Origin of the sequence: Pseudomonas sp. UMAB-08 (genome assembly GCF_900095225.1) — a bacterium.
Lineage (GTDB): Bacteria > Pseudomonadota > Gammaproteobacteria > Pseudomonadales > Pseudomonadaceae > Aquipseudomonas.
Window position 1 is genome coordinate 76088 of sequence record NZ_LT607414.1, and the last position, 26328, is coordinate 102415.

General features: G+C 56.6%; 25 protein-coding genes. 14 read left to right on the plus strand and 11 right to left on the minus strand.

Annotation, left to right across the window (positions count from 1 at the left end):
• The first annotated feature begins 5 nt into the window (after positions 1 to 5).
• The 4 genes from K0F75_RS00310 (at position 6) to K0F75_RS00325 (ending at position 2267) form a co-directional block, all read left to right on the plus strand.
• On the plus strand, positions 6 to 719 hold the full coding sequence (locus K0F75_RS00310) for a CbtA family protein (RefSeq protein WP_219059773.1): 714 nt from the start codon (positions 6 to 8) through the stop codon (positions 717 to 719).
• Positions 716 to 1141 carry a cobalamin biosynthesis protein gene (locus K0F75_RS00315; protein WP_219059774.1) on the plus strand — a complete coding sequence of 142 codons (426 nt, stop codon included), beginning with the start codon at positions 716 to 718 and terminating at the stop codon, positions 1139 to 1141. Before K0F75_RS00310 ends, K0F75_RS00315 begins: the two co-directional genes overlap by 4 nt.
• Positions 1142 to 1194: 53 nt before the next feature.
• Complete coding sequence (gene cobM / locus K0F75_RS00320) at positions 1195 to 1941, plus strand: precorrin-4 C(11)-methyltransferase (RefSeq protein WP_219059775.1); 747 nt, start codon at positions 1195 to 1197, stop codon at positions 1939 to 1941.
• 77 nt (positions 1942 to 2018) lie between these two features.
• The gene (locus tag K0F75_RS00325; RefSeq protein WP_219059776.1) at positions 2019 to 2267 is read left to right on the plus strand and encodes a DUF1272 domain-containing protein; all 249 of its coding nucleotides are present in this window, start codon (positions 2019 to 2021) and stop codon (positions 2265 to 2267) included.
• Positions 2268 to 2354: 87 nt separating this feature from the next.
• On the opposite strand, the gene nfuA is transcribed toward K0F75_RS00325, so the two are convergent.
• The 3 genes from nfuA to K0F75_RS00340 all read right to left on the minus strand — a co-directional run bounded on the left by nfuA (position 2355) and on the right by K0F75_RS00340 (position 6558).
• Positions 2355 to 2948 (minus strand): Fe-S biogenesis protein NfuA, encoded by a 594-nt coding sequence (gene nfuA, locus K0F75_RS00330; protein WP_219059777.1) that lies wholly within the window; start codon positions 2946 to 2948, stop codon positions 2355 to 2357.
• A gap of 58 nt (positions 2949 to 3006) precedes the next feature.
• Complete coding sequence (locus tag K0F75_RS00335; RefSeq protein WP_219059778.1) at positions 3007 to 4041, minus strand: acyltransferase; 1035 nt, start codon at positions 4039 to 4041, stop codon at positions 3007 to 3009.
• Positions 4042 to 4254: 213 nt separating this feature from the next.
• The gene (locus K0F75_RS00340; RefSeq protein ID WP_219059779.1) at positions 4255 to 6558 is read right to left on the minus strand and encodes a fatty acid cis/trans isomerase; all 2304 of its coding nucleotides are present in this window, start codon (positions 6556 to 6558) and stop codon (positions 4255 to 4257) included.
• 152 nt (positions 6559 to 6710) lie between these two features.
• Between K0F75_RS00340 and metH the strand changes: the two genes are divergently transcribed.
• Both metH and K0F75_RS00350 read left to right on the plus strand, forming a co-directional pair.
• Positions 6711 to 10418: a methionine synthase gene (gene metH / locus K0F75_RS00345; RefSeq protein WP_219059780.1), complete on the plus strand. Its 3708-nt coding sequence runs from the start codon at positions 6711 to 6713 to the stop codon at positions 10416 to 10418.
• Between the two features lie 152 nt (positions 10419 to 10570).
• Positions 10571 to 10789 (plus strand): DUF2970 domain-containing protein, encoded by a 219-nt coding sequence (locus K0F75_RS00350; RefSeq protein ID WP_219059781.1) that lies wholly within the window; start codon positions 10571 to 10573, stop codon positions 10787 to 10789.
• A 4-nt stretch (positions 10790 to 10793) separates the two neighbouring features.
• Here K0F75_RS00350 and K0F75_RS00355 read toward each other — a convergent pair whose 3' ends face one another.
• Complete coding sequence (locus K0F75_RS00355; RefSeq protein WP_219059782.1) at positions 10794 to 11879, minus strand: ABC transporter substrate-binding protein; 1086 nt, start codon at positions 11877 to 11879, stop codon at positions 10794 to 10796.
• Between the two features lie 507 nt (positions 11880 to 12386).
• Between K0F75_RS00355 and K0F75_RS00360 the strand changes: the two genes are divergently transcribed.
• Positions 12387 to 14045 carry a nitrite/sulfite reductase gene (locus K0F75_RS00360; protein ID WP_219059783.1) on the plus strand — a complete coding sequence of 553 codons (1659 nt, stop codon included), beginning with the start codon at positions 12387 to 12389 and terminating at the stop codon, positions 14043 to 14045.
• Complete coding sequence (locus K0F75_RS00365) at positions 14029 to 14523, plus strand: DUF934 domain-containing protein (protein ID WP_219059784.1); 495 nt, start codon at positions 14029 to 14031, stop codon at positions 14521 to 14523. Before K0F75_RS00360 ends, K0F75_RS00365 begins: the two co-directional genes overlap by 17 nt.
• A gap of 99 nt (positions 14524 to 14622) precedes the next feature.
• Here the strand turns inward: K0F75_RS00365 and sohB are convergent, their stop codons facing one another.
• Positions 14623 to 15645 carry a protease SohB gene (gene sohB, locus K0F75_RS00370; RefSeq protein ID WP_219059785.1) on the minus strand — a complete coding sequence of 341 codons (1023 nt, stop codon included), beginning with the start codon at positions 15643 to 15645 and terminating at the stop codon, positions 14623 to 14625.
• A gap of 206 nt (positions 15646 to 15851) precedes the next feature.
• Between sohB and K0F75_RS00375 the strand changes: the two genes are divergently transcribed.
• From K0F75_RS00375 to K0F75_RS00400, 6 genes are all read left to right on the plus strand, one after another.
• Complete coding sequence (locus K0F75_RS00375) at positions 15852 to 16562, plus strand: histidine phosphatase family protein (RefSeq protein ID WP_219059786.1); 711 nt, start codon at positions 15852 to 15854, stop codon at positions 16560 to 16562.
• A 69-nt stretch (positions 16563 to 16631) separates the two neighbouring features.
• Complete coding sequence (locus K0F75_RS00380) at positions 16632 to 16946, plus strand: SCP2 sterol-binding domain-containing protein (RefSeq protein WP_219059787.1); 315 nt, start codon at positions 16632 to 16634, stop codon at positions 16944 to 16946.
• 202 nt (positions 16947 to 17148) lie between these two features.
• Complete coding sequence (locus K0F75_RS00385) at positions 17149 to 18216, plus strand: phosphotransferase family protein (RefSeq protein ID WP_219059788.1); 1068 nt, start codon at positions 17149 to 17151, stop codon at positions 18214 to 18216.
• 24 nt (positions 18217 to 18240) lie between these two features.
• On the plus strand, positions 18241 to 19008 hold the full coding sequence (locus K0F75_RS00390) for an SDR family oxidoreductase (RefSeq protein WP_219059789.1): 768 nt from the start codon (positions 18241 to 18243) through the stop codon (positions 19006 to 19008).
• Positions 19009 to 19135: 127 nt separating this feature from the next.
• A complete protein-coding gene (locus tag K0F75_RS00395) occupies positions 19136 to 20281 on the plus strand; it encodes a Gfo/Idh/MocA family protein (protein WP_219059790.1) in 1146 nt (381 codons plus the stop codon).
• 141 nt (positions 20282 to 20422) lie between these two features.
• Positions 20423 to 21202: a TSUP family transporter gene (locus K0F75_RS00400; RefSeq protein ID WP_219059791.1), complete on the plus strand. Its 780-nt coding sequence runs from the start codon at positions 20423 to 20425 to the stop codon at positions 21200 to 21202.
• Here K0F75_RS00400 and nudC read toward each other — a convergent pair.
• The 6 genes from nudC to K0F75_RS00430 form a co-directional block, all read right to left on the minus strand.
• Entirely contained in the window at positions 21170 to 22006 is an 837-nt protein-coding gene (nudC, locus tag K0F75_RS00405) for an NAD(+) diphosphatase (RefSeq protein ID WP_219059792.1), read from the minus strand. The two genes, K0F75_RS00400 and nudC, sit on opposite strands and share 33 nt — an antisense overlap.
• Positions 22007 to 22085: 79 nt before the next feature.
• Complete coding sequence (locus K0F75_RS00410; RefSeq protein ID WP_219059793.1) at positions 22086 to 22898, minus strand: crotonase/enoyl-CoA hydratase family protein; 813 nt, start codon at positions 22896 to 22898, stop codon at positions 22086 to 22088.
• Between the two features lie 294 nt (positions 22899 to 23192).
• On the minus strand, positions 23193 to 23570 hold the full coding sequence (locus K0F75_RS00415; RefSeq protein WP_219059794.1) for a response regulator: 378 nt from the start codon (positions 23568 to 23570) through the stop codon (positions 23193 to 23195).
• 89 nt (positions 23571 to 23659) lie between these two features.
• On the minus strand, positions 23660 to 24841 hold the full coding sequence (locus K0F75_RS00420; protein WP_219059795.1) for a hybrid sensor histidine kinase/response regulator: 1182 nt from the start codon (positions 24839 to 24841) through the stop codon (positions 23660 to 23662).
• On the minus strand, positions 24835 to 25452 hold the full coding sequence (locus tag K0F75_RS00425) for a chemotaxis protein CheB (protein WP_219059796.1): 618 nt from the start codon (positions 25450 to 25452) through the stop codon (positions 24835 to 24837). Before K0F75_RS00425 ends, K0F75_RS00420 begins: the two co-directional genes overlap by 7 nt.
• A complete protein-coding gene (locus K0F75_RS00430) occupies positions 25449 to 26270 on the minus strand; it encodes a protein-glutamate O-methyltransferase CheR (RefSeq protein WP_219059797.1) in 822 nt (273 codons plus the stop codon). The genes K0F75_RS00425 and K0F75_RS00430 overlap by 4 nt, the downstream gene beginning before the upstream one ends.
• Positions 26271 to 26328: the final 58 nt, after the last annotated feature.

A 26328-nucleotide genomic window follows, 5' to 3' on the forward strand; every position in this document is an offset into this window, starting at 1 on the left:
CCGCCATGTTCAAGCGTATCGCTCAAACGGCCGGGTTCACGGGTCTGTTCGCCGCACTGTTGTTGACGCTGCTGCAAAGCTTCTGGGTTGCGCCGCTGATTCTGCAAGCGGAGACCTATGAAAAGGCGCCGACAGAACACGTCCATGAGCATGCTGAAGGCGCTGGGCACGTTCACGACGCCGAGGCATGGGAACCTCAAGACGGCTGGCAGCGTGTCGTGTCCACCACCGGGGGCAATCTGGTGGTCGCAGTCGGTTTTGCATTGATGCTCGCGGGGCTTTACACCCTGCGTGCGCCGGGCCGTACGTCTCAGGGGATACTGTGGGGGCTGGCCGGTTTTGCCGTGTTCGTTCTCGCTCCGACCCTGGGCCTGCCACCTGAGCTGCCGGGGACTGCGGCGGCTGATCTGGTTCAGCGACAAATCTGGTGGGCGAGCACGGCAGCTTCTACCGCCGTCGCCTTGGCGCTGATCGTGTTCAGCAAGCATTGGTTGCTGAAGGTGCTGGGGATAGCGATCCTGCTGGTGCCACACGTGATTGGCGCACCACAACCGGACGTGCATGAGAGCCTCGCCCCTGAAGCGCTGGAAGCTCAGTTCAAGATCGCCTCGCTGTTGACCAATGCGCTGTTCTGGATCGCCTTGGGCCTGATCAGCGCATGGCTGTTCCGCCGCAATAATCATGAATTGAACGCCCAGCACGTCAATCACCGCGCATGACCCGACAGCACTCGGTGCCGACCCTGGTGGTCGGCCTCGGCTGCCAGCGCGGTTGCCCTGCAAGCCTGCTACTCGAATTGATTGAACAGGCTTTGCAGAATCATAGGCTGAAAGTTGAAGCCATCACTGCCCTCGCCTCCATTGACCTGAAACGTTCTGAGCCGGGTTTGTTGGCGCTGGCAGAGCATCTGGGTCTGCCACTGGTGTTTTTCAGTGCAGCAGAGTTGAGCGGTTTCGACGCGCAGCTCAGTCATCGTTCTGCCATCGCGTTCGCCCATACAGGTTGCTACGGCGTAGCCGAAAGCAGTGCGTTGGCGCTGTTACAGCGCCTTGGTGGGCGTCATGGCGAATTACTGATCACCCGGCAGAAAAACCAGCACGCGACATTTGCCTTGGCCGGCGACGTACCCGATCGTCGATAATCTGCCTGTTTTCACACCCACTCAAAAGCCTAAGGCTGGATTCTGGAGCACCCATGACCGTTTTTTTTATCGGCGCAGGCCCCGGCGACCCGGAACTGATCACGGTCAAAGGCCAGCGTCTGATCCGCAGTTGCCCGGTGATCATCTACGCCGGCTCACTGGTGCCGACCGCTGTCCTTGAAGGGCATCAGGCGGTACAGGTGATCAATAGTGCCGAGTTGCACCTGGAACAGATCATTGCCGCGATGAAATCCGCTCATGAACAAGGCTTAGATGTCGCTCGGGTGCACTCTGGTGATCCCAGTCTGTACGGCGCGATTGGCGAGCAGATTCGTTACCTGCGCGAACTGGATATCCCCTTCGAAATCATCCCCGGCGTTACCGCCACTGCTGCCTGCGCCGCATTGCTGGGCACCGAACTGACGCTGCCGGATATTTCCCAGAGCGTGATCCTGACCCGCTACGCCGATAAAACCTCCATGCCTGCGGGCGAGGAACTGGCCAGCCTGGCGCAGCATCGGGCGACCATGGCGATTCATCTGGGGGTCAAGAACCTGGCAAAAATTGTCGCCGAACTGACCCCTCACTACGGTGCTGACTGCCCGATTGCGGTGGTCCATCGCGCCAGTTGGCCGGATCAGGATTGGGTACTGGGCACCCTGGCCGACATCCAGGAGAAAGTTCACGCCAAAGGGTTTCGCCGCACGGCATTGATTCTGGTAGGCAGGGTATTGGCCAATGACCAGTTCGCCGAATCGTCGCTCTATCGGGCCGGACATGCGCATCTATACCGGCCCTGATTGCCAAGAGCCCGTAGTGTTTGGCATTGTTGCCGAAGCTTTCCTTTCCCCAAACACCTGCGAACGAGGTCACTCCTATGCTTGAACTTCGCCCGAGCTGTGAATGCTGCGACCGCGACCTGCCTGGCGACAGTCTGGACGCGTTGATTTGCTCGTTTGAATGCACCTTCTGCAGCGATTGCGCGCACGACCGTCTGGGCGGTCGCTGCCCCAATTGCTCCGGGCAACTTCTGCCACGTCCGGCACGCACCGGGGCTGCACTGCTCAAGAGTCCGGCTTCAAGCCAGCGCGTGTTCAATCCTGCCGGTTGCGCCAAGGCCGGCTAACCCAGGCACCGGCAGCACGCAAAAAAAATGCCTCGAACCCGTCGAGGCATTTTTTTGCAGCTGTTTTATCGCGTAGAGACGCCCGACTTAGTAGTAGGCGTTTTCTTTTTGCGTGTGGTCAGTAACGTCCCGCACACCGTTAAGCTCAGGAATACGCTCAAGCAGAGTGCGCTCGATTCCTTCTCTCAAGGTCACGTCAGCCTGGCCGCAGCCTTGGCAACCGCCACCGAACTTCAGCACGGCGATATTTTCGTCGTTCTCTTCAATCACATCAATCAGCGAAACCTGGCCGCCATGGCTGGCCAGACCCGGATTGATCTCGGTTTGCAGGTAATAATTGATGCGTTCGTTGATCGGGCTGTCGGCATTGACCATCGGCACTTTGGCGTTTGGCGCCTTGATGGTCAGCTGGCCGCCCATTCGGTCGGTGGCATAATCGACAACCGCATCATCCAGAAACGCTTCGCTGAAGGAGTCGATCCAGGCAGTGAAGCTTTTCAGGCCAATGGCCTTGTCTTCTGGTTTCTCTTCGCCCGGCTTGCAATAAGCAATGCAGGTCTCAGCGTATTGGGTGCCAGGCTGGGTAATAAACACGCGGATGCCGATGCCCTGAGTGTTCTGCTTTTCAAGCAAATCGGCCAGATAGTCGTGGGCGGCATCGGTAATAGTAATAGCGGTCATGAAAATTCCTCGCAGACGTGGGCGCAGTTTACGCCAATCATTCGCGCCGCACAAAGTCCTAGTAATTATGTCGGGAAAGAGCGACCGCTTCGCCCAGCGCCCTTCGCTTGTCCAGCCAGCCTTTGAGGCGTAGATAAAGTCCTTTTTCGATAAATTCGTAGCTGCCCCAGGCTCCGACCGCAATCAATGGTACACACACGGCAAACACCGCATATGGATTGAGCCCATAGCGTTCAGACGCCAGCCATCCGCCGTAAAGAACCAATACGTGGAGTAAATACACCGAGTAGGAACAGTCGCCCAGCACCTTGAATAATCGATTGCCCTGAAAGTATGGTTCCAGTGAGATACAGGCGACGACAATCAACGCGCTGGGCAGCCCCCAGTTCATAAACCGTTGTGCCGGTGGCAAGTGATAAATGGTGACAAAGGCCCCGGCAATCGCCAGCAGCGGTAGCCATAGCCGGGGAGTAATCCAGCCGCGGCTGTAGATAATGCCGATGCCGATGCCCAGCAGAAACTCGTACATAATGTCGTTGCGGTAGAAATGGCTGATCCAACCGTAACGGGTCAACACCTCACTCACCGCGAACAATGCGGCTGCGACAACCAATGGCCGATGACGTTGATGGACCAAAAACACCAGTGAGAACAGCAGATAGAAGAACATTTCATAATTCAGCGTCCAGCCCACGTTCAACGTCGGGTACATGCCGTAACCGCCGGGGTTTTCAGAAGGGATGAATAACAGGGAAAGAATGAAGTTCTGCCAACTGATCACTTGATGCGGCAATAGCGGGCTGGCGACTACCAACAGCAGCCCCATGGCGGCCGTGTAGACCCAATATGCCGGGACGATACGGATGATCCGATTGACCATGAAGCGTCCCGCTGGCATGTCTTTGTTTTGCGTGGACAGGTAGATCACCAACCCACTGATCACGAAGAAAATATCGACCCCTACCGCCCCCCTGTCGACGAAGAACTGCCCTACGGGGCCTTTGGCATGAAAATCAAAGAAAATCTGCATAAAGTGGTGACACACAACGACCCACGCGGCGAGTGCCCGCAGGGCTTGAACCGAAATCAACATCCGCAACTCACCTGTTTTCAAATCAACATCAAGGACCCCGAATAAACGGCTACTTCAGGTCGTCTCGATACGTCGGACCGCGATAAGGGCGAAAAGGTTGCGCGGGATTGATGACTGGTAGATGGCTGCGGGCCATGTTTATCAAGGTATTCAGCTCAAACAGAGCGTGTCGTCGGCTTCGCGGGCTTACCTGCGTAGCCGTTTAAAGAACGGCTACAGATTCTCGTAGCGGTTCATGTCCAGCACACCCGCCTCAACCGGCTCGGTCTCCTGGATATAGCGTGTCAGGTCATGAAAATAGAACCAGAACTGAGGATTGCTCCGGCGAATGCCCCAGCGCTGAACGATTTTTTCGAACGCATTCGCGTCCCGCGCCTGCTCCATGGCGCGGACAAACGCGGGCACCTGCACAGCAGGAATATTGAACATGAAGTTAGGGTAACTGCTCAGCACGCCGGGGTAGAGGGTCAGGGTGTCCAGCCCCGGCTGATAGCGGGATTCCTCACCCAGCATAAAGGCGACGTTACTGTGTGCACGGTTGCGCAGCAGGCTGTAGAGCTCGCGCTTACCATCGCTGGCCTGGATTCGGAGCATGCTTGCTTCCGGTAACTGGGCGATCACCTGTAAACCCGCCGCCGGGCGAGACGTCAGGCGACTCAGGGCCTGTTCGGCGTAGCGCAATTCGGGCGCCAGGGTTTGCCGGGCACAGTACGCGCCACTGCAGCGGTTGATCGGGTCCGGCCGGCCATTCAAGTTGCCATAGCGCACCAGCAACTGAAGGGCGAAATCACGCTTGGGGTCTTTTTCATTGAGTTTAAGACCGCTCGGCGTGTCATCGTCGATGCCTTGATAGTCCAGCCACATCTTCACTTTGCCGCCTTCCTGGTACCAATCGCTCAATATCTCATCGCGCGAGTCAGCCGGCATCAGCCGCAGAAAGTTCTGCTCGGCACCGTTGCGGATCAGGTCGAAATACAACCGGGTCTGTGCCTGGTGCGCAACGTTGCCGAATACGTCGAAGTTGACCGCGAGCTGGTAGTAGGTGCGCTCAAGGATGGGAAAGTCGAACAGCCACATCGTCTGCGGGATTTCGCCGATCAACCCTTTATTGACGGACGCGCTGTCGTAGTGACGAAAAATCGACAGCAGGGCGTTGTCGTTACCGGCCCATAAGGTCGACCAACCGGGTGCTGGCGCCTGAGCATAGGTCTTGCTGCGTAGCGCTTCGTACTCATTGCGCTTGTCGCGATAGGAGTGCCACAGGGTCAACACGCTGCCAACGTCGTCGATCTGGCCGGGCATCGACAACAGTGGCGTGGCCTTGTCGCGATAAGCCGCATCCGTGAGGTACAGATCATGTGCCGGGTCCTGAAAAAGAGCCCAGAAATTATCGCGAATGACATCACTGGCGATATTCCCACGGCATACCGGACCACGGATAAAGGTGCGAATGAAGTACTCGGCGTTGTCGAGCATGAACTGATAACGCGCCTGGGCTGGAATCGCCTGAAACGTGTCGAACGGATTGGCGCGATGCCGTGGGCCGTAGCCAGGCGAAGCGCTGACAGTCCAGTCACCGCTGTAGAACAGCTCTTTGACCCGCGCCATTTTGCCTGGGCTCATGGGGTACGTGATGTGGGTCTTGTGCACGATCACCCCTTGTACCGGCCACAAGCGGTAATACACGTCGGTGCCAGGGTCATCGTTAGGCCGTCGAGTATTGATCAGGTCGATGGGCTGACCACTGGGCGTACGCGAACGAACCCACTGAAAGAAATGCCCCGGCTCGCCGCCTTCAAAATAAATGTGCGCCAGGAACAGATGCTCGTATAACCACCGTGCCACCAACCCTTCCTTGGCGCCGCGGGTGTTGAGCATGTCTTCCCACTGAGTGATCTGCAGCGTCTCGCTGGCGCTTGGGGCCAGCGCCTGTTCATCGATCGGTGCACCCGCCGCCAACCAGCGCCGCAAGGTTTGATACTGAGGCTCGGTCAAACCGGTCACTGCCAGCGGCATGCCTTCCTTGGGATGATTACCGGCATAGGCTTCGAACTCAGCCGGCATCGGGCATTGATTATCTCGGCCCATCCCCAGAACGATCTCGGCAGGGACTTTGGCATAGGGCGTCAGCGGCGTTTTATGGCCGAGCTCAAGCATCCGCGCCATCAGTGCCGCCTGACTGCCTTGCGCATCAAGCACCGAATAGAAGCCTTTATGCTGCCAGGCCGTGACGCTGTGGGCATCGTAATAAAGACGGGTAGTTGCCTCGGCTTCGCTGCGCCTGCCGTTATACACCTGAACTTTCGACGCCCCACGTAGCGCCCCTTCGGCGCTGCCCAGGTTGAGCTGGCACGCGGCGTCATAACAGGCATGGCAGGCGACACACTTCTCAGTAAAGATCGGCTGCACGTCTCGGGTGTAGGAAATAGACGAAGGAAGGTTCAACCCAGAATCTTGCGCACGTACCCCACTGCATAGAAGCAGCAAAAAGAGGCTTGCGAGTACGCGATATGGCATGTCCAGTGTCCCGACCATTAAAGCGCGGAGATTCTACAGTGGCTTACGCCCTCCAACATGAGCGATATTCATGAGAATGCCCTCCTCTCACTAAAAGCGCGCAGGTTTGCTATTATCTCGGACCTTCTGTATTGGCCTTTCCAGGTAGTCCTATGTCCGACCGCAGCGCTCGCCTCCACGTTCTCCAGCAAGCCCTCAAAGAGCGCATTCTGATTCTCGATGGTGGCATGGGCACAATGATCCAGAGCTACCGGCTGGAGGAAGAGGACTACCGTGGCAAACGCTTCGCCGACTGGCCAAGTGATGTCAAAGGCAACAACGACCTGCTGATTCTCAGTCGTCCGGACGTGATTGGGGCCATCGAAAAGGCCTATCTGGACGCTGGTGCGGACATTCTCGAAACCAACACCTTCAACGCCACCCAGGTTTCCCAAGCCGATTACGGCATGGAAGCGTTGGCCTATGAGTTGAACGTAGAAGGTGCCCGCCTCGCCCGCAAGGTCGCTGACGCTAAAACCCTGGAAACGCCCAACAAGCCGCGCTTCGTTGCCGGCGTTCTCGGCCCGACCAGCCGCACCTGCTCGCTGTCGCCAGACGTGAACAACCCCGGTTACCGCAACGTGACCTTCGATCAGTTGGTGGAAAACTACACCGAAGCCACTCACGGCTTGATCGAGGGCGGCGCCGATCTGATCCTGATCGAGACGATTTTCGACACCCTCAATGCCAAGGCCGCAATTTTCGCCGTGCAGGGCGTGTTCGAAGAAGTCGGCTTTGAATTGCCGATCATGATCTCCGGGACCATCACCGATGCCTCGGGCCGCACACTGTCCGGACAAACCACTGAAGCGTTCTGGAACTCGGTCAGCCACGCCAAACCCATTTCGGTGGGCTTGAACTGCGCGTTGGGCGCCAGCGATTTGCGTCCGTACCTGGAAGAGCTGTCGAACAAGGCCGGCACTTACGTTTCGGCGCACCCTAACGCCGGTTTGCCGAACGCCTTTGGTGAATACGACGAAGAGCCAGCACAGACAGCGGCAATCATCGAAGAGTTCGCCCAGAGTGGCTTTCTCAATATCGTCGGTGGCTGCTGTGGGACCACGCCTGCGCACATCAAGGCCATCGCCAATGCGGTGAGCAAGTACCCGCCGCGAGCTATTCCGGACATCCCTAAAGCCTGTCGCCTGTCCGGCCTGGAACCGTTCACCATTGATCGCAGTTCGTTGTTCATCAACGTTGGCGAGCGCACCAACATCACTGGTTCTGCGCGTTTTGCCCGGCTGATCCGTGAAGACAACTACACCGAAGCCCTTGAAGTCGCCTTGCAGCAGGTCGAAGCCGGCGCTCAGGTGATCGACATCAACATGGACGAGGGCATGCTCGATTCGAAGAAGGCGATGGTCACCTTCCTCAATCTGATTGCTGGCGAACCGGACATTTCCCGCGTTCCGATCATGATCGACTCCTCCAAATGGGAAGTGATCGAAGCCGGCCTCAAGTGCATTCAGGGCAAGGGCATCGTCAACTCCATCAGCATGAAGGAAGGCGTGGAGCAGTTCATCCATCACGCCAAACTGTGCAAACGCTATGGCGCCGCCGTGGTGGTGATGGCGTTCGATGAAGACGGCCAGGCCGACACCGAGAAGCGCAAGAGAGAAATCTGCAAGCGCTCCTACGACATCCTGGTCAACGATGTCGGCTTCCCGCCTGAAGACATCATTTTTGACCCGAACATCTTCGCCATTGCCACCGGTATCGAAGAGCACAACAACTACGCCGTCGATTTCATCAACGCCTGCGCCTATATTCGCGACAACCTGCCCCACGCCCTGACCTCCGGTGGCGTGTCCAACGTATCGTTCTCGTTCCGTGGCAACAATCCGGTACGCGAGGCGATTCACTCGGTGTTTTTGCTGTATGCGATCCGCAACGGCTTGAGCATGGGTATCGTCAACGCCGGGCAACTGGAGATCTACGACCAGATACCGGCAGAATTGCGCGATTGTGTGGAAGACGTCGTCCTCAACCGCACGCCAAACGGTACCGACGCCCTGCTGGCCATTGCCGACAAGTACAAGGGTGACGGCAGCGTCAAAGAAGCCGAAACCGAAGAGTGGCGTGGCTGGGAAGTCAACAAGCGCCTGGAACACGCGCTGGTCAAAGGCATCACCACCCACATCGTCGAAGACACCGAAGAGTCACGGCAGTCGTTCAAGCGCCCGATCGAAGTGATCGAAGGTCCGCTGATGTCCGGCATGAACATTGTCGGCGATCTGTTTGGCTCGGGAAAAATGTTCCTGCCGCAGGTGGTTAAATCGGCACGCGTGATGAAACAGGCCGTGGCCCACTTGATCCCGTTCATCGAGCTGGAAAAAGGCGATAAACCCGAAGCCAAAGGCAAAATCCTCATGGCCACGGTCAAGGGCGACGTGCATGACATCGGCAAGAACATTGTCGGCGTGGTTCTGGGTTGTAACGGCTATGACATCGTCGATCTGGGCGTGATGGTGCCGGCAGAGAAGATCCTGCAGGTAGCCAAGGAACAGAAGTGCGACATCATCGGCCTGTCTGGACTGATTACCCCGTCACTCGATGAGATGGTGCACGTCGCCCGGGAAATGCAGCGTCAGGGCTTTACCCTGCCGCTGATGATCGGTGGCGCGACCACGTCCAAAGCCCATACCGCGGTGAAGATCGAGCCCAAGTACAGCAACGACGCGGTGATCTACGTCACCGATGCATCCCGCGCCGTTGGCGTGGCCACGCAATTGCTGTCCAAGGAACTGAAGCCGGCATTTATCGAGAAAACCCGGCTCGAGTACATCGAGGTACGTGAGCGCACCGCCGCCCGTAGCTCGCGCACCGAACGCCTGAGTTACGCCGCTGCCGTGGCCAAGAAGCCGAAGTTCGACTGGGCCGATTACCAACCGGTCAAACCCACGTTCACCGGTGTGAAGGTCCTGGAAAATATCGACCTGAATGTGCTGGCCGAGTACATCGACTGGACCCCGTTCTTCATCTCTTGGGACCTGGCTGGCAAATACCCGCGCATTCTCACCGATGAAGTGGTTGGCGAAGCAGCGACCTCGCTGTTTGCCGATGCTCAGGACATCCTGCGCAAACTGATCGACGAAAAACTGATCAGCGCTCGCGCAGTGTTTGGCTTCTGGCCTGCCAATCAGGTCGATAACGATGACCTGGAGCTTTACGGCAACGACGGCAAACCACTGGCCAAGCTGCATCACCTGCGTCAGCAGATCATCAAGACCGACGGAAAACCAAACTTCTCCCTGGCCGACTTTGTCGCGCCCAAGGACAGCGGCGTCACCGATTACGTCGGTGGTTTCATCACCACCGCGGGCATCGGTGCCGAAGAAGTGTCCAAGGCTTATCAAGACAAAGGCGACGACTACAACGCAATCATGGTCAAAGCCCTGGCCGACCGTCTCGCCGAAGCTTGCGCCGAGTGGCTGCACCAACAGGTGCGGAAAAACTACTGGGGTTATGCCAAGGACGAACAACTGGCCAACGAAGACCTGATCAAGGAGCAGTACATCGGTATCCGTCCTGCACCGGGTTATCCGGCCTGCCCGGATCACACCGAAAAGGGCACCTTGTTCGACCTGCTGGACCGCGCTGAGGAGGGTCAGTCGGGCCTGAGCGGTGTCACCTTGACCGAAAGCTATGCCATGTTCCCTGCGGCGTCGGTAAGTGGCTGGTACTTCGCTCACCCACAGGCACAATATTTTGCCGTGGGTAAAGTCGACAAGGATCAGGTAGAAAGCTACACGGCGCGCAAAGGTCAGGAACTGAGTGTTTCTGAGCGCTGGCTGGCGCCAAACCTGGGATACGACGACTAAGACAGCGCGTTCAGGAGGCAGCCCGGCCATGGGTTGCTTCCTTTTTCAGCAGGCGCTGCCATTCATCAAAGTGACCGGCGCAGGGCATATCCCCCTGAGTTGACTATGCTTCAGTGAGTTTTCTTTACGTTGATGTGAACTCACGAGGGTGTATGGACGACTCTTCAAACAATAAGCCGCCTACTTTCTGGCAGATGGTGCAGAGCGTTGTAGCGGCGGCATTTGGTGTGCAGAGCGGGAAAAACCGGGCTCGGGATTTTACCCACGGCAAACCCAGTCATTTCGTCATACTGGGCGTGCTGTTCACGGCGATCTTCGCCCTGACCTTGTTTGGCATTGTGCAGTTGGTATTGCACTTCGCAGTGGGCTGACCCTTCAGTGCAGTATGCTTTTCAGGGAAAAGTGGTACGCGTCTGGCGTAGGGTTACCCGTCACGCTGAATGTGCGGAAATCGACGCCATAGTCGTCTTTGTGGCTAGCCTGCAGCAGGCGCCAGGCATCCTGCTGGCCGATAAGCTGCAACACGCTTAACTGACGCGCCCCCAGGTACTGGCGATCCTGTTCCCTGGTTGCGTCATAGTCGTGCAGCAATACCATGGCCCACCCTCCCAACGTAAAGTGTCCACCCGCCAGAACACTCAAACTTCCGTCCAGTCGCGCCTGCAAGGCCGCTGTCGAAGAGTTCAAGGCACTAAACAGCACATCCTTGCCCGGCTTTGCGCCCCGTTCACGCAATGCCGCCATGGCGCCAAACGCCATTTCATCATTGGCAGACCATACCAGGCTTGTTTTCGGGTAGCGCTTGAACAGCTGTCGGGCCTGCTCCTGCGCCCGCCCTCGCTCCCAACCGCTGTACACGAGTTGACGCAAATGCACTTCCGGGTGCTCAGCCAAGGCGCGGTGCAGGCCCTGCTCGCGAAGCTGGGCGACGGGTGTTGTTGCTGCCCCGGAGAACGCCAGCATGTCAATGCTCTGACCGACGGCAACCTTGGGGTGCAGGCGAATCAGCTCCTTGGCCATCAGATAGCCGCCCTCCTCGTCATTCCCCACCAGGCTACCGATCAAATTCGGAAAGCGGGTGCGGACGTCGCCAAGTAGGTTGATCTGATCAGGGGTGAGGGTATTGTTGACGGCGAACAGCTTGACGCCGCTGCCTTGGGACAGACGAAGAATTTCCGGGGCGGCATACAGTTCATTGACGAACACCAGGTAATCGGGCCGGTCGGGGCCCTGCAACACTTCGCGCGCCTGGATCAGCGTTTTATCGGGGTCCCGCTCCGAGTAGTGCACCTGCAACGTCATGCCCAAGTCATCGGCCGCCGCCGCCATGAACTTTGAATAGCTGACCCAAAACGTTTCTGTCGACAGGCCCGGATTGAGAAAAACCACCGTCGCCGCTTCGGCCGCAGTCAGCCATACGCTGCTCAATACCAGCAACGCGCTACAAAAAAATTTAAACATTCTCATGCGGGCCTGAAAAATAGGCGCGCAGTATAACTGCTTGAATGCAGACCTCTGAATACCGTTTAACGCATTGTCCGACCGTCACGTCGGACAGGCGCAGGTTGCTTGCGTTATTGGTGGCTCACCCAGAATACGGCCGTCGTTACGACCAGGATGACAATGAAGAAAATGGCCCAGGCATCTACGCTGCTATCGGCTTTCACTGCTTTGACAGGGTTGCTCATTGCATCGCCTCTTTTCGGTTTTATCGGTGATTGCACATGAAGCGTGACCGCCTCTGCGACAGCAGATTGCCGCGATCACGCCCTCAGTAAAGTCGAGCATTGCCCATTCCTCAAGCAGGGTTATCCGATCAACCCGATCTGGATAGTTCTTTTAGTTCTTTGCATATACTCAAACTTCACTTTTGCGCATAACTGCAAACTGGTATCTTCCCTCGGCTCCGTTGGGAGTGCGCGGCCGTGCGCGCAGATTTGCTGTAAGCAGCCTGAGAACAGGACCTATATGTACGTATACGACGAGTACGATCAGCGGATCATCGAGGACCGCGTCAAGCAGTTCCGGGATCAGACCCGACGCTACCTGGCCGGAGAGCTGAGCGAAGAAGAGTTTCGCCCGCTGCGCCTGCAGAATGGCCTTTATATTCAACGCTTTGCGCCGATGTTGCGGGTGGCTGTGCCTTACGGCCAGCTGACCTCGCGACAGTTGCGCATGATTGCCAAAATCGCTCGCGATTATGACAAGGGCTATGCCCACGTCAGCACCCGCCAAAATATTCAGTTCAACTGGCCCGCGCTGGAAGACGTGCCGGATATTCTGGCTGAACTCGCAACCGTGCAGATGCACGCGATTCAGACCAGCGGTAACTGCTTGCGTAACGTCACCACCGATCAATTTGCCGGTGTTGCGGCGGATGAAGTGGTTGATCCGCGCCCGTGGTGCGAGATCGTTCGGCAGTGGACTACCTTCCACCCCGAATTCGCTTACCTGCCGCGCAAGTTCAAGATCGCCATCAATGGTTCCGCCAGCGACCGTGTCGCCATTGAAGTGCACGACATTGGCCTGGAGCCCGTGCGTAACGCTGCAGGCGAACTGGGTTTCCGCGTTCTGGTCGGTGGCGGCCTGGGTCGTACGCCAGTGGTCGGTGCCTTCATCAATGAGTTTCTGCCTTGGCAGGACCTGTTGAGCTACCTGGACGCCATCCTGCGGGTCTACAACCGCTATGGCCGTCGCGACAACAAGTACAAGGCCCGGATCAAGATTCTGGTCAAGGCACTGACGCCTGAAGTGTTCGCCGAGCGAGTCGACGCGGAAATGGCCCACCTGCGGGGCGGCCAGACCACGTTGACCGAAGCCGAAGTGCATCGCGTCGCCAAGCACTTCGTCGACCCCGAGTACAAAGCCCTTAGCGATCAAAGCGCTGAACTGGCTCACCTCGACAAAGAACACCCGGGTTTCGCCCGCTGGCGCTCGCGCAACGTTCTTGCGCACAAAAAGCCGGGCTACGCCGCAGTGACCCTGTCGCTCAAACCGACCGGTGTTGCCCCGGGCGATGTCACCGACAAACAACTCGATGGCATTGCCGATCTGGCTGATCGTTACAGCTTCAGCCAGATGCGCACGTCCCACGAGCAAAACATCATTCTTGCCGACGTTGAGCAGAGCCAATTGTTCACAATGTGGGGCGAGCTCCGCGAACAAGGTTTTGCTACCCCGAACATCGGCCTGCTGACCGACATCATTTGCTGCCCGGGGGGCGATTTCTGCTCCTTGGCCAACGCCAAATCGATCCCGATTGCCGAATCCATCCAGCGTCGCTTTGACGATCTGGATTACCTGTTCGACATTGGCGAGCTGGACCTGAATATTTCAGGCTGCATGAATGCCTGCGGTCACCACCACGTGGGGCATATCGGCATTCTTGGCGTGGACAAGAAAGGCGAAGAGTTCTATCAAGTCTCCCTTGGCGGCAGCAGCAACCGTGACGCAAGCCTGGGTAAAATTCTGGGCCCGTCTTTCGCCCAGGATGTGATGCCTGACGTGATCGAAAAGCTGATCAACGTCTACATAGAGAAGCGGCACGAAGATGAGCGTTTTATCGACACCTTCCAGCGTATCGGCATTGACCCTTTCAAGGAGCGCGTCTATGCAGCGAATCATTAAGAACAACGAAGTCATCGACGAAACCTGGCACTTGCTGCCAAAGGATACGACGCTTGACGGCCTGTCCAACTGTGATGACCTGATTGTGCCGCTGGCCTTATGGCTCGACCACAGTCACGCCCTCAAAGCGCGTGACGGCGGCCTGGGTGTATGGCTGGACGCAGACGAAGAAGCCGAGCAAATTGGCGATGACGTGGACAACTTTCAGGTTATTGCCCTGAATTTTCCGGCGTTCACCGATGGTCGCAGTTTCTCCAATGCGCGCCTGCTTCGTGATCGATACGGTTTCAAAGGCGAGCTACGAGCCATTGGCGATGTGTTGCGTGACCAATTGTTCTACATGCACCGCTGTGGTTTCGACGCCTTTGCGATTCGCCCCGATAAAGACCCGTATGAAGCCCTTGAAGGTCTTAAAGACTTCTCGGTGACCTACCAGGCCGCTACAGATGAACCGTTGCCGCTGTTCCGGCGTCGCTGATTTGGCCTGAAAAAAAGCCCGGGGTTCTTTAGAACCCCGGGCTTTTTGCTATCTGATGAACCGTCCTTGTCACTGAAAACCTGACAAGGACGCTCATGATTACCAGAAGCGTTGCTGTGTCAGCCGGCTCCACCAACTCAACAAGACACGATCTACCGACCCACTGGCCGCCAAGCCGATCCGTTCCTGCAAGCTTTTACGCTCGGAATAGTGCAAATGGAAAACTTCAGCGACCTTGGCGCGCTCAGAAAGGTATTCATCACTGGTCTTGAGTTCGTCCACCAGCTGTTTGTCCAGCGCTGCCATGCCAAGCCAGACTTCCCCGGTGGCGACTTCGTTGATAGCCAATTGTGGCCGGTAGCGCGCGACAAAGTTTTTGAACAACTCGTGAGTGATGTCCAGCTCTTCCTGGAACTTCTCCCGGCCCTTCTCGGTATTTTCGCCGAACACGGTCAAGGTACGTTTGTACTCGCCAGCGGTCAGCACTTCAAAATCAATATCATGCTTCTTCAGCAGACGATTGACGTTGGGCAACTGCGCTACCACGCCGATGGAACCCAAAATAGCGAACGGTGCGCTGATAATCTTGTTACCAATGCAAGCCATCATGTAGCCACCGCTGGCCGCCACTTTGTCGATGCAGATAGTCAGTGGAATACCCGCCTGACGAATCCGCGCCAACTGCGATGAGGCCAAGCCATAACTGTGGACCATGCCGCCGCCACTCTCCAGGCGCAGCACCACTTCATCCTTGGCCGTGGCCAAGGTCAACAGCGCCGTGATCTCATGGCGCATGCTCTCGGTTGCGGACGCTTTGATATCACCGTCAAAATCCAGCACGTACACCCGAGGCTTGGCGTCGGCCAGTTTCTTTTCCTTCTTCAGGCTTTTGGCTTGCTCCTTGCGCAACGCCTTGAGCCGGTCCTTGTCCAGCAGCGATTGTTCAAGACGTTCGCGCAGACCTTTGTAGAAGTCATTCAGCTTGCTGACCTGCAACTGCCCGGCAGATTTGCGTCGGCCCTTGCTGCGCAGCGAGGCGAAAGCCGCCAGCACGATCAGAATGGCAACCACCAGGGTGACCGTCTTGGCCAGAAAGATTGCGTATTCAGCCATAAACTCCACAAATACTCCTCACACACTTTGCGCCCCTCCAATCAAGGGGCCGCGGATGACTCAAGCATACCGGCGTGCTTTGCAGACGGCCAGTCGATCGCGCGCCACGGATGTCCCGGAAACAACCATTCAAACAAGCGTATGTTTTTTCATTGACACGCTTGAAGCATCCTCATAACCTCGCAAAACCTTCAACGTCCCGGGATAACACCGACGTGGGCAGCATCTATTTGATTCGACATGGCCAGGCCTCCTTTGGTGCAGACGACTACGACGTTCTGTCGCCGATGGGTATTCGCCAGGCCGAGATCCTCGGCAAGCACCTGACACAGTTGGGCGTGAGCTTTGATCGCTGTCTCTCTGGCAACCTGCGTCGTCAGCAGCATACGGCTGAGGCGGTAATGGACCAGTTCAAGGCTGCCGGGCAATCCATAGCCCCGCTTGAAGTCGATCCCGCATTTAATGAATTCGACGCCGATGCAGTGATCCGCGCCCTGCTCCCCGCCATGCTCCCTGATGAACCGGAAGCCCTGCATGTTCTGCGTAATGCCGCGCAAAACCGCGCTGAGTTTCAGCGGCTATTTGCGTTGATCATGGACCGTTGGCTCAAGGGTGACTATGACACTGCGGGGCTGCAGAGCTGGCTCGGTTTTGTCGAGCAGGTTCAATCAGGCTTGCACAGGGTTCTCGATCAGGCAGGCAGCAAAGACCGGATCGCGATTTTCACCTCAGGCGGTACAATCACCGCGCTGCTCCACTTGATCACTCAGATGCCCGCGAAGCAGGCGTTCGAACTCAACTGGCAAATCGTCAATACCTCGCTCAACCAGCTTAAATTCCGTGGTCGCGAGGTAGCCTTGGCTTCCTTCAACAGTCATGCACACCTGCAACTGTTGCAGGCGCCGGAGCTCATCACTTATCGCTGAGACCGGCCCACGGCGACCTGAATGGTCGCTGGAACCTATCCACCAGAACCCCAGAAAAAGGATCGCACCATGACTTCTGTAGCTGACGCCATTCAATCCATGAAAGCCAAGTTCAACCCAAGTGCAGCTGCAGGCCTGGACCTGGTTTTTGGCTTTCGTATCGATGAAGAAACAAACTACTCCCTGATCGTAAAAGACGGTACTTGCGACGTTAAAGAAGGCGAGAACCCTGACGCTCAAGTGACATTGGTCATGGACAGCGAGACCCTTAAAGGCATCGTCAGCGGCGAAACCGACGGCATGCAGGCGTTCATGGGCGGCAAGTTGCGCGCTGAAGGCGACATGATGCTGGCCATGAAGTTGAGCGAGCTGTTCCCGGCTTAAAACTGGCTGCAATGCACGCAGAACCGAGGTCTCAGGGCCTCGGTTTTTTTTCGCCTGCAGCTCACGGACACGCAGCGATCAAAGCCAATGATTGGCCAGCAACACGCTCACCTATAAGGCCGTTTCCAGCTTGTGAGCGGAGAGTGGCCGCATTAGATTAGTCAATAATGTCTGCACTCCATAATAAGCAGAAGGGATAAGCATGGCGCTTACTGACCAGTCCACCAAGATCCGCTCTGGCGAAGAACTCGACGCCAGCCTCATCGACCCCTACCTCAAGGCGCATATTCCCGGCCTGGTAGGCTCGCCTGAGATCAGCCAGTTTCCGGGCGGCGCTTCGAACCTGACGTACCTGATCCAATACCCGGACCAGGAGTTCGTCCTGAGGCGTCCGCCTTTTGGCCAAAAAGCCAAGTCTGCGCACGACATGGGACGCGAATACCGCATTCTCAATCAGTTGAATGTCGGCTTTCCGTATTGCCCAAAGGCTTACGTGCATTGCACTGACGAGTCACTGATCGGCTCTGAGTTCTATGTCATGGAGCGGGTCAACGGCATCATTCTGCGTTCTGATCTACCGCCTGAACTGAACTTCGACGCCCAACAGACCGAAGCGCTGTGTAAAAACTTTATCGACACGCTCGTCGAGCTGCATCAAGTCGACTATACCGCGTGCGGTTTGGCGGACCTTGGCAGGCCAGAAGGCTATGTGAAACGCCAGATTGGTGGTTGGGGCGAGCGTTACGAAAAAGCGCTGACCCCGGATGCGCCGAGTTGGGAGACGGTCAGGGCCTGGCTCAAGGAAAAAATGCCAGCCGATCACCCCGTATCCAGCATCGTGCACAACGACTATCGCTTCGACAATGTGATTCTCGACCCCATTAACCCGATGAAAATCATCGGCGTTCTGGATTGGGAACTCACCACGATTGGCGACCCGTTGATGGACCTGGGCAACACCTTGGCCTATTGGATCGAAGCCAGCGACCCGGCACCGGTACAGCTGATGCGCCGCCAGCCTAGCCATGCGCCCGGCATGCTGACCCGTCGTCAGTTCGTCGATTACTACGCTGAACGCTCAGGCATCGAGATCGACAATTTTGACTTCTACTACACCTATGGCTTGTTCCGCCTGGCCGGCATCGTGCAGCAAATCTACTACCGCTTTTTTCATGGTCAGACCCAGGACAAACGCTTTGCGCAGTTCATTCAGATGAACAAACTGCTGGAGCAGATGAGCCTGCAAGTGATCGATAAATCCAGCCTTTGATTGCGACACAATAAGGAAGAAAACATGTCCAAGACCCAACTGTTCGACCTCGACGGCAAAATCGCTTTCGTTTCCGGTGCCAGCCGCGGCATTGGTGAAGCCATCGCCAAGCTACTGGCTCAACAAGGCGCGCACGTCATTGTCTCCAGCCGCAAGATCGATGGCTGCCAACACGTCGCGGACGCGATCATCGCTGACGGCGGCAAGGCTACTGCGATTGCCTGCCACATCGGCGAGATGGAACAGATCCATAACGCGTTCGCGCAGATTCGCGAACAGTTCGGTCGACTGGACATTCTGGTCAATAACGCTGCAACCAATCCGCAATTCTGCAACGTGCTGGACACGGACCTGAGCGCGTTCCAGAAAACCGTCGACGTGAATATTCGCGGTTACTTCTTCATGTCCATTGAAGCCGGCAAGCTGATGCGCGAAAACGGTGGTGGCAGCATCATCAACGTCGCTTCGATCAATGGCATTTCGCCAGGCGTGTTCCAGGGCATCTATTCGGTGACCAAGGCAGCCGTGATCAACATGACCAAAGTGTTCGCAAAGGAATGCGCGCCGTTCGGCATTCGTTGCAACGCCCTGCTGCCAGGTCTGACGGATACTAAATTCGCCTCGGCCCTGGTCAAAAACGATGCGATCCTGAACATGGCGCTGGAACAGATCCCGCTCAAACGTGTGGCCGCACCCAGCGAGATGGCGGGCGCCGTTCTGTATCTGGCCAGTGATGCATCCAGCTACACCACCGGTGTTTCGTTGAATGTGGACGGTGGTTACCTGTCCTGATTCTCCTGTACGGGTGAAAAAAACAGCCTCCGGGCTGTTTTTTTACGACCCATATAAAGAATATATATTCCATATAAAACAAATTAAGAATATATTTTCTGCATAACAACTCTAACCGGACTTTGTCATGCGCGAATCTTCTGTACCTCAATCTGCTCCTCCCATACTGGGCATTGGTCTGATAGGCACTGGCTTCATGGGACGGGCCCATGCCTTGGCCTTTCGCAACGTGAGTGCCGCATTTCAACTGCCCGTGGAGGTGCATCTCGCTGCACTGGCCGATGCTGATGCCGCACGTGCCCAGCGATGCGCAAACGACTGGGGCTTCGCTCATGCTCATCGCGACTGGCAATCATTGATCAACGATCCCGGCGTGCACCTAGTGGCGATCACCACACCGAATCACTTGCATTACCCCGCGGCCATGGCGGCACTGGCAGCCGGCAAAGTGGTGTATTGCGAGAAACCCCTGGCGATCAGCCTCGGTCAGGCGAGTGAAATGCGTCAGGCCGCCAAAGCAGCGGGCGTGGTCACTCGGGTGGGTTACAACTACCAGCACAACCCCATCATAGGGCTGGCACGACAGATGATCGCAGACGGCGATCTGGGCGAGATCATCGGTTTTCAGGGAGAGTTCAGCGAAGATTTCATGGGGGATCCCGCAACGCCTTGGTCATGGCGCTGTGAAGCTGCCCACGCAGGAGGCGCGCTGGCAGACTTGGGCAGCCATTTGCTCGCGCTGGCCCGTCACCTGCTCGGCGACATCGACACGGTGTGTGCCGACTCCCATACCGTGCACGCCCAACGCCCGGTTGCCGTGGGCAGCAGCGAGCAGCGCACCATCGCCGTCGATGATCAGACCCATGCTCTGCTACGCTTCGCCAACGGCGCGCGCGGTACGTTCAGCAGCAGTTGGCTCAAGCACGGCTACAAAAATCACCTGAGTTTCGAGATCAGCGGCACACGGGGCACCCTTGCGTTTGATCAGGAGCGACTCAATGAGCTGCAGGTTTACCGCTCAGGGCAAGACGGGTTTCAGCGGATACTCGCTGGACCAACACTGCCCGGTTATGCAGCCTTCTGTCCTGCACCTGGGCATCAGTTGGGGTACAACGAACTCAAGACGCTGGAAGTGCATGCATTGATTCAGGCGGTCTGCGGTCACGGCAACGAAGGGCCTGATTTCGAAGAGGCGTGGCAAGTAGAACGGTTAGCGGCAGCGATTCGCCTGGCGGCGGTAGAGCAGCGTTGGGTCAGAATGGATGAGGTGTGACCGCTTTTCCTGCATATTGTGCAGGTTTCGCGAACGGCTTGCCGCGGTCTAACCGATGCATCGATTTATCACCCGTTATGCGTAAAATGGTCGCCTTCTGGAGCAGCCATTCTGCCCAAGCCGTATAAGTCGATCCCTCGCATGCCTTTTGAACTCAGTGTTGACCTGACCACCCTCGCCATTCTTGCAGTCGTTGCTTTTGTCGCAGGGTTCATTGATGCGATCGCCGGTGGTGGTGGTTTGTTGACCACCCCTGCCCTGATGACTGCCGGCCTCCCACCGCACCTGGTCCTTGGCACCAACAAACTCAGTTCGACCTTCGGTTCGGCGATGGCCAGCTACACCTTTTTCCGACGCAAACTGTTCGACCCCAAGCAATGGATTCACGCGTTGGCTGGCACGGCAGTCGGCGCAGCGATTGGCGCGGTGGTTGCGCATTACCTGCCTGCTGAGTGGATCAACCAGATGCTCCCGGTGATTGTGTTCGGATGCGGCCTCTACCTGTTGTTCGGTGGCACACCCAAGGCGCCACTGGACAGCGAAGCGCCCATCAAGAAGAAGTGGCAACTGCCGCAAGGCCTGGGGTTAGGGTTTTATGACGGTGTCGCCGGGCCGGGCACAGGGGCCTTCTGGACTGTCAGCAGTCTGCTGCTCTACCCACTGGATCTGGTGAAGGCCAGCGGTGTGGCGCGCAGCATGAACTTCGTCAGCAATGCTGCAGCGCTGTCAGTGTTCATCTTCTCTGGCCAGGTAGACTGGCTGATCGGCCTGAGCATGGGGTCGTCGCTGATGATCGGGGCCTTCTTCGGCGCTCGTACCGCGATTCAGGGCGGCGCAAAATTTATCCGCCCTGTGTTCATTATCGTGGTGCTGGGACTGACTGTGCGCCTAGCCTGGCAACACTGGTTCAGCGGTGCCTGAACGCCTGGCCAGATACAGATCAATCAAGTAACGCGCGATGGAGCGGTGGGCCGGTAGCGGCGGCAGATCATTGATGTCGAACCAACGCGCATCTTCGATCTCATCCAGTTGCGGAACGATCTCGCCTCCCGCGTATTCGGCATGGAAACCCAGCATCATCGAATGCGGGAACGGCCAACATTGGCTGCCCATGTACTGGATGTTCTTGACCTCAAGCTGTACCTCTTCCATCACTTCGCGGCGTACGCAATCCTCCGCAGACTCCCCAGGCTCCGCGAACCCCGCCAGGGTGCTGTAGACGCCCGGCACGAAACGCGGCGAGCGTGCCAACAGGATTTCATCGCCACGGGTGATCAGCACGATCATGCTCGGCGAAATACGCGGGTAATGACGCAAATCACAGTGTTCGCAGTACATGGCACGCTCACCCGGCACTTGCTGCATTGCTTGACCACAGCTGCCACAGAACCGATGCTCCCGCGCCCATGTGCCTATCTGTGCGGCATAGCCGAGTTTCCTGTAAACGTCGAAGTCGCCTTCCAGCATGAACTGACGCAGCCCTTGCCAGGTGCAACCCTCGACGTCCACCGGATGTTTGAGCACCAGCAAGTAGACCGGCTCACCATCGAAATGGCCGATGCCGTGTTCGCTGAGCAACGGCAAGTCCTGACGCTTGAGCCATTCCCGTGGGAACATCACGCCGTTGCCGTCGAGCAGAAATCCTTGGGTACTGTGAACCACAGCCCAACCGCCGCTGACCTGGATATCCAGTACGGCCGTTGTCCAGCGCCTCGGGCGTGTCATGAATAATCTCCTCTGCTTGCGCACGTCTGGGTGATCGCTTGCAGCTCAGTGTTCCAGTCGGCCTTAATGGTTGAATTCTTCAGTTATCGAAGACTGCTTTTTGTTTGCTCATGTGCGCGGTCATCGCCAACCGAAGGTCCGCTGATTGCAGCATTGCCGCGTTCCACGTGGCAACGTATTCAAGACCGTCATCGATCCGATGGTCACGCATGTAGCTGATCATCTCCTTGGTCCCGGCAATGGCGATCGGCGATTTACTGGCAATTTCACCCGCAATGGCCATCACACCTTCAAGCAGGCTCTGGGTGTCGACGAACGTGCGATTGACCAGGCCGATGCTGCGCGCCTCTTCTGCACCGATAGTACGCCCGGTGTAGGCCAGTTCGCGCAGCATACCGTCGCCGATGATACGCGGCAGGCGCTGCAAAGTACCCACATCCGCCGCCATGCCCATGTCGATTTCCTTGATCGAGAATTGTGCATCTTCAGCGGCGTAACGCATATCACACGCTGCAATCAAATCGATGGCGCCGCCCAGGCAGTACCCCTGAATTGCCGCCAATACCGGTTTGCGACAGCTGTCCACGGCATTGAACGAAGCCTGGAGCTGCAGAATTTTGCGCCGCAGCACGCGTGCATTTCGCCCCACATCCTTGCCCAACTCAGTGGCAACCGATGCCAGCATCATCAAGTCGATACCCGACGAGAAGTGTTTGCCCGCGCCGCTCAGAACCACGACGCGCACGTCATCTGTGTCATCGATCCACTGGAAAATATCGATGATCTCGCTCCAGAACGCGGCGTTCATCGAATTGACCTTTTCCGGCCGATTGATCTGCACATGAGCGATGTTATCGGTCAGTTCGACGTGGAAAGCCTGGTAATCGGACACGGTTGTCATCTTCGAAATACTCACAATTCTTGGTTGTAATGGTGCTCAGACTATAACAAGCACGCCTTACCAGCCGTAAGGCTGCGGTTATGCCATTTGCAGGACAAAACCCCCATTGGGCGGCGCGAAGTCAGACCGCTCGATCCGGGACCAAGGCGTTCGACATCGCTCGGGAGAAAGCAATCCGACGCCGAAGGAGGAAGGCACATGAGTATTTCGGGATGGATGTCCGAGCGAGTAAAGAGGCAGTTGAGGCGTAATGAAATCGGGGATGCAAGCACCACAACCACTCAATCACGCCAGCAGTTTTTTAATCTGGGTATGCAGGTTTTCCATCGTGAACGGCTTGGCCAGGATTGGCGCCTTGAGAGCGATAGGGCTGCCGGACTCCAGGATTTCGGCGGGGTAGCCGCTGATGAAAATCACCTTTAATTCAGGTCGTAACTTCACCGCCGGCTCAGCAATCATCACCCCCGATACTCCGCCCGGCAGGCGGTAATCAGTGATCATCAAATCCAGGTGAGGTTTGGTCGCCAGTATCTCGAACGCCTGTTCGCCATTTTCTGCCTTCAATACCCGGTAGCCCTCGCCCGATAGATAATCGGCGAGCAACATCAGGATCAGCGGTTCGTCTTCGACGATGAGTACGACATCTTCTGCATCTGAGCTCATGGGTGTGCCTTATATCTCTAAATAGCTGCCACTACGACCATGGCGCGCGGCGTAGGTTGCGCTGTACGTCGGATAATTGCCAACAGCTTTTAAAGCGGCAGACTCACCCTGAACAACGACCCCTTACCCTCTTCGCTATCTATGCTGATCGAACCACCATGGGCGGCGACGATCTGCTCGGAAATAAACAAGCCCAGGCCCAATCCGGCAATGACATGATTGGCCGATACCCGCTCGAATTGCTGGAAAATTCGTTTCTGGTTTTCTTCGCTGACACCAATGCCGTGATCAAGCACATCCACCCGCGCCTGCCCCCCGTCGCAGTACACCCGCACGTCGATCGGGTTATGAGAGCCATAGCGCAGCGCGTTGGTCAGCAAGTTCACAACCACCTGTTCGATGCGAAACTCATCCCAGGTCCCCATGACTGGCCCTTCGGCCGTAAAAGACAACGTCGACTCAGCATTAGACATTTGCGCGGAGAAGCTCTCCAGAAGGTTGCTGACCAGTTGCGCCAGATCGAAACGACTGGGACGAATCGACAGTTTGCCGGTACGAATGCGCGAGACATCCAGCATGTCTTCGATCAAACGAATCAAACTCTTGATTTGCCGCTCATCGCGATCGACCATGGCGCTCAGCTTGTCCAGGGTAAACGCAGCAACGTTGCCCTTGGCGAGGTGCAGTTTGCGCAGTTGGGTTTCCAGAATAAGCCCGTTAAGCGGGGTGCGCACCTCGTGGGAAACAATCGACATAAAGTCATCACGCATGCGCACCGCGTGCTCAAGTTCGTTCTGCGTGGACTGAAGTTGTTTGAGCAAGGCTTCCTGCTCGCGGCGGCTCTGCTCAAGGGCTTCGACCTGCTGCTTCATCGCCTTGCGTTGACGATAAAGGTCGACGAACACATTGACCTTGCTCTTCACCGCATGGATATCCAGCGGCTTGTGCAGAAAGTCCACTGCGCCACTTTCGTAGCCCTTGAATGCGTAATTCAACTCACGACCGGCGGCACTGACAAACACGATAGGAATATTTTTGGTTCTCTCGGTACTGCGCATCAACTCAGCCAGTTCGAAGCCGTTCATTCCTGGCATTTGCACATCGAGAATGGCCAGAGCGAACTCATGCTGCAGCAACAGCGAAAGCGCCTCATCAGCAGACAGGGCTTTAAAGACCGTGCGGTCCTCACGCTTGATCAATGCCTCAAGCGCCAGCAGGTTTTCTGGTAGATCATCGACGATCAGCAGGTTGGCTTGGATTTCACTTAGCATGCGGTTCTTTCCAGCTCGATTAGCAATTGGCCGATGTCGTGCAACGGTAGGATGTGATTCGGCATGTGTAACGCCAACGCTGCTTCGGGCATGGTGGGTGCATGAGCCAGCCGGGGATCTTGAACCACCGTGAATCCGCCATGATGCTTGATCAGAGCCAATCCTCGAGCACCGTCCTGATTGGCCCCGGTCAGCAATACTCCGGCCAGGCGAGATCCATAGGCATCAGCGGCCGACTCAAAAAGGATGTCGATGCTGGGTCGTGAATGGTAAACGCGCTCTTCCTGGCTCAGCGACAGGCTGAAGTCTTCTTCCACAGACACGTGATAGCCGGGAGCGGCGAAATACAACGTGCCAGGAACAATTATCTCTTTGTCATCAACTTCTTTAACCGGAACAGGCAGGCGCCGCTGAAAAATTTCAGCCAAATGACTGCGGCGCTCATCAGGTAAATGCAAGACCGTGATAATTGGCAGAGCGAAGCCTGGCGTCAACGCGGAGAAAATCTTCATCAAGGCATCCACACCGCCAGCCGACGCCCCGATGACAATGGCATCGACAACAGGCAACGCGCGAATGGGCAAGTGATGGTGTTGTTCAGTTGTATTCATGACTTACGGTAGATCCGCTCCTGTTTGACAAACGTCTCGAATTTTTTGCTATAAGCGGAAAAATCGAGTGTTTCCTTGCTGCCCAGTACCAGAAAACCCCGATGGCAGAGCGAATCGTGAAACAGCCCGAACGCCCGATCCTGAAGCTTTTTATTAAAATAAATCAGTACGTTACGGCATGAAATTAACTGGGTTTCTGAAAACACACTGTCAGTTGCCAGGCTGTGATCGGCGAACGTAACGTTCTCGCGCAGCGTCTTATCGAAAATAGCGTGGTCATACGCCGCGGTGTAATAGTCGGAAAACGCCCGCTGCCCGCCTGCCCGTTGATAGTTCTCGGTGTACGCACGAATATTCTCCAGTGAGAATATGCCCATCTTGGCCTTCTCCAGCGAGCTGGGGTTGATGTCAGTGGCGTAGATGATGGTTCGATCAAGCAGCCCCTCCTCGCGCAGCAGGATCGCCATGGAGTAGACCTCCTCCCCTGTACTGCAACCGGCGATCCAGATCTTGATCGAAGGGTATGTTTTGAGCAGTGGCACCACCTCCTGACGAATCGCCAGAAAATGCCCAGGATCGCGAAACATTTCACTGACCGGGATAGTCAGGAACTGCAAGAGCTGCATGAACGCTAAAGGGTCATGCAGCACGCGTTCCTGGAGCGCCGAGATGGTTTTGCAGTCGAACTGGCGCAACGCATGATTGACCCGACGCTTGACCGAGGCGCCAGAATAATCACGAAAGTCGTAACTGTATTTGAGGTAAATCGCCTCCATCAACAGACGCAATTCAATTTCGGTGTTCCGCTCAAGCGACATGGCACAAATCCAGATACTCGGTTCCAAGAGTCAACTTAGTGGCTTCAATGCCTGATAC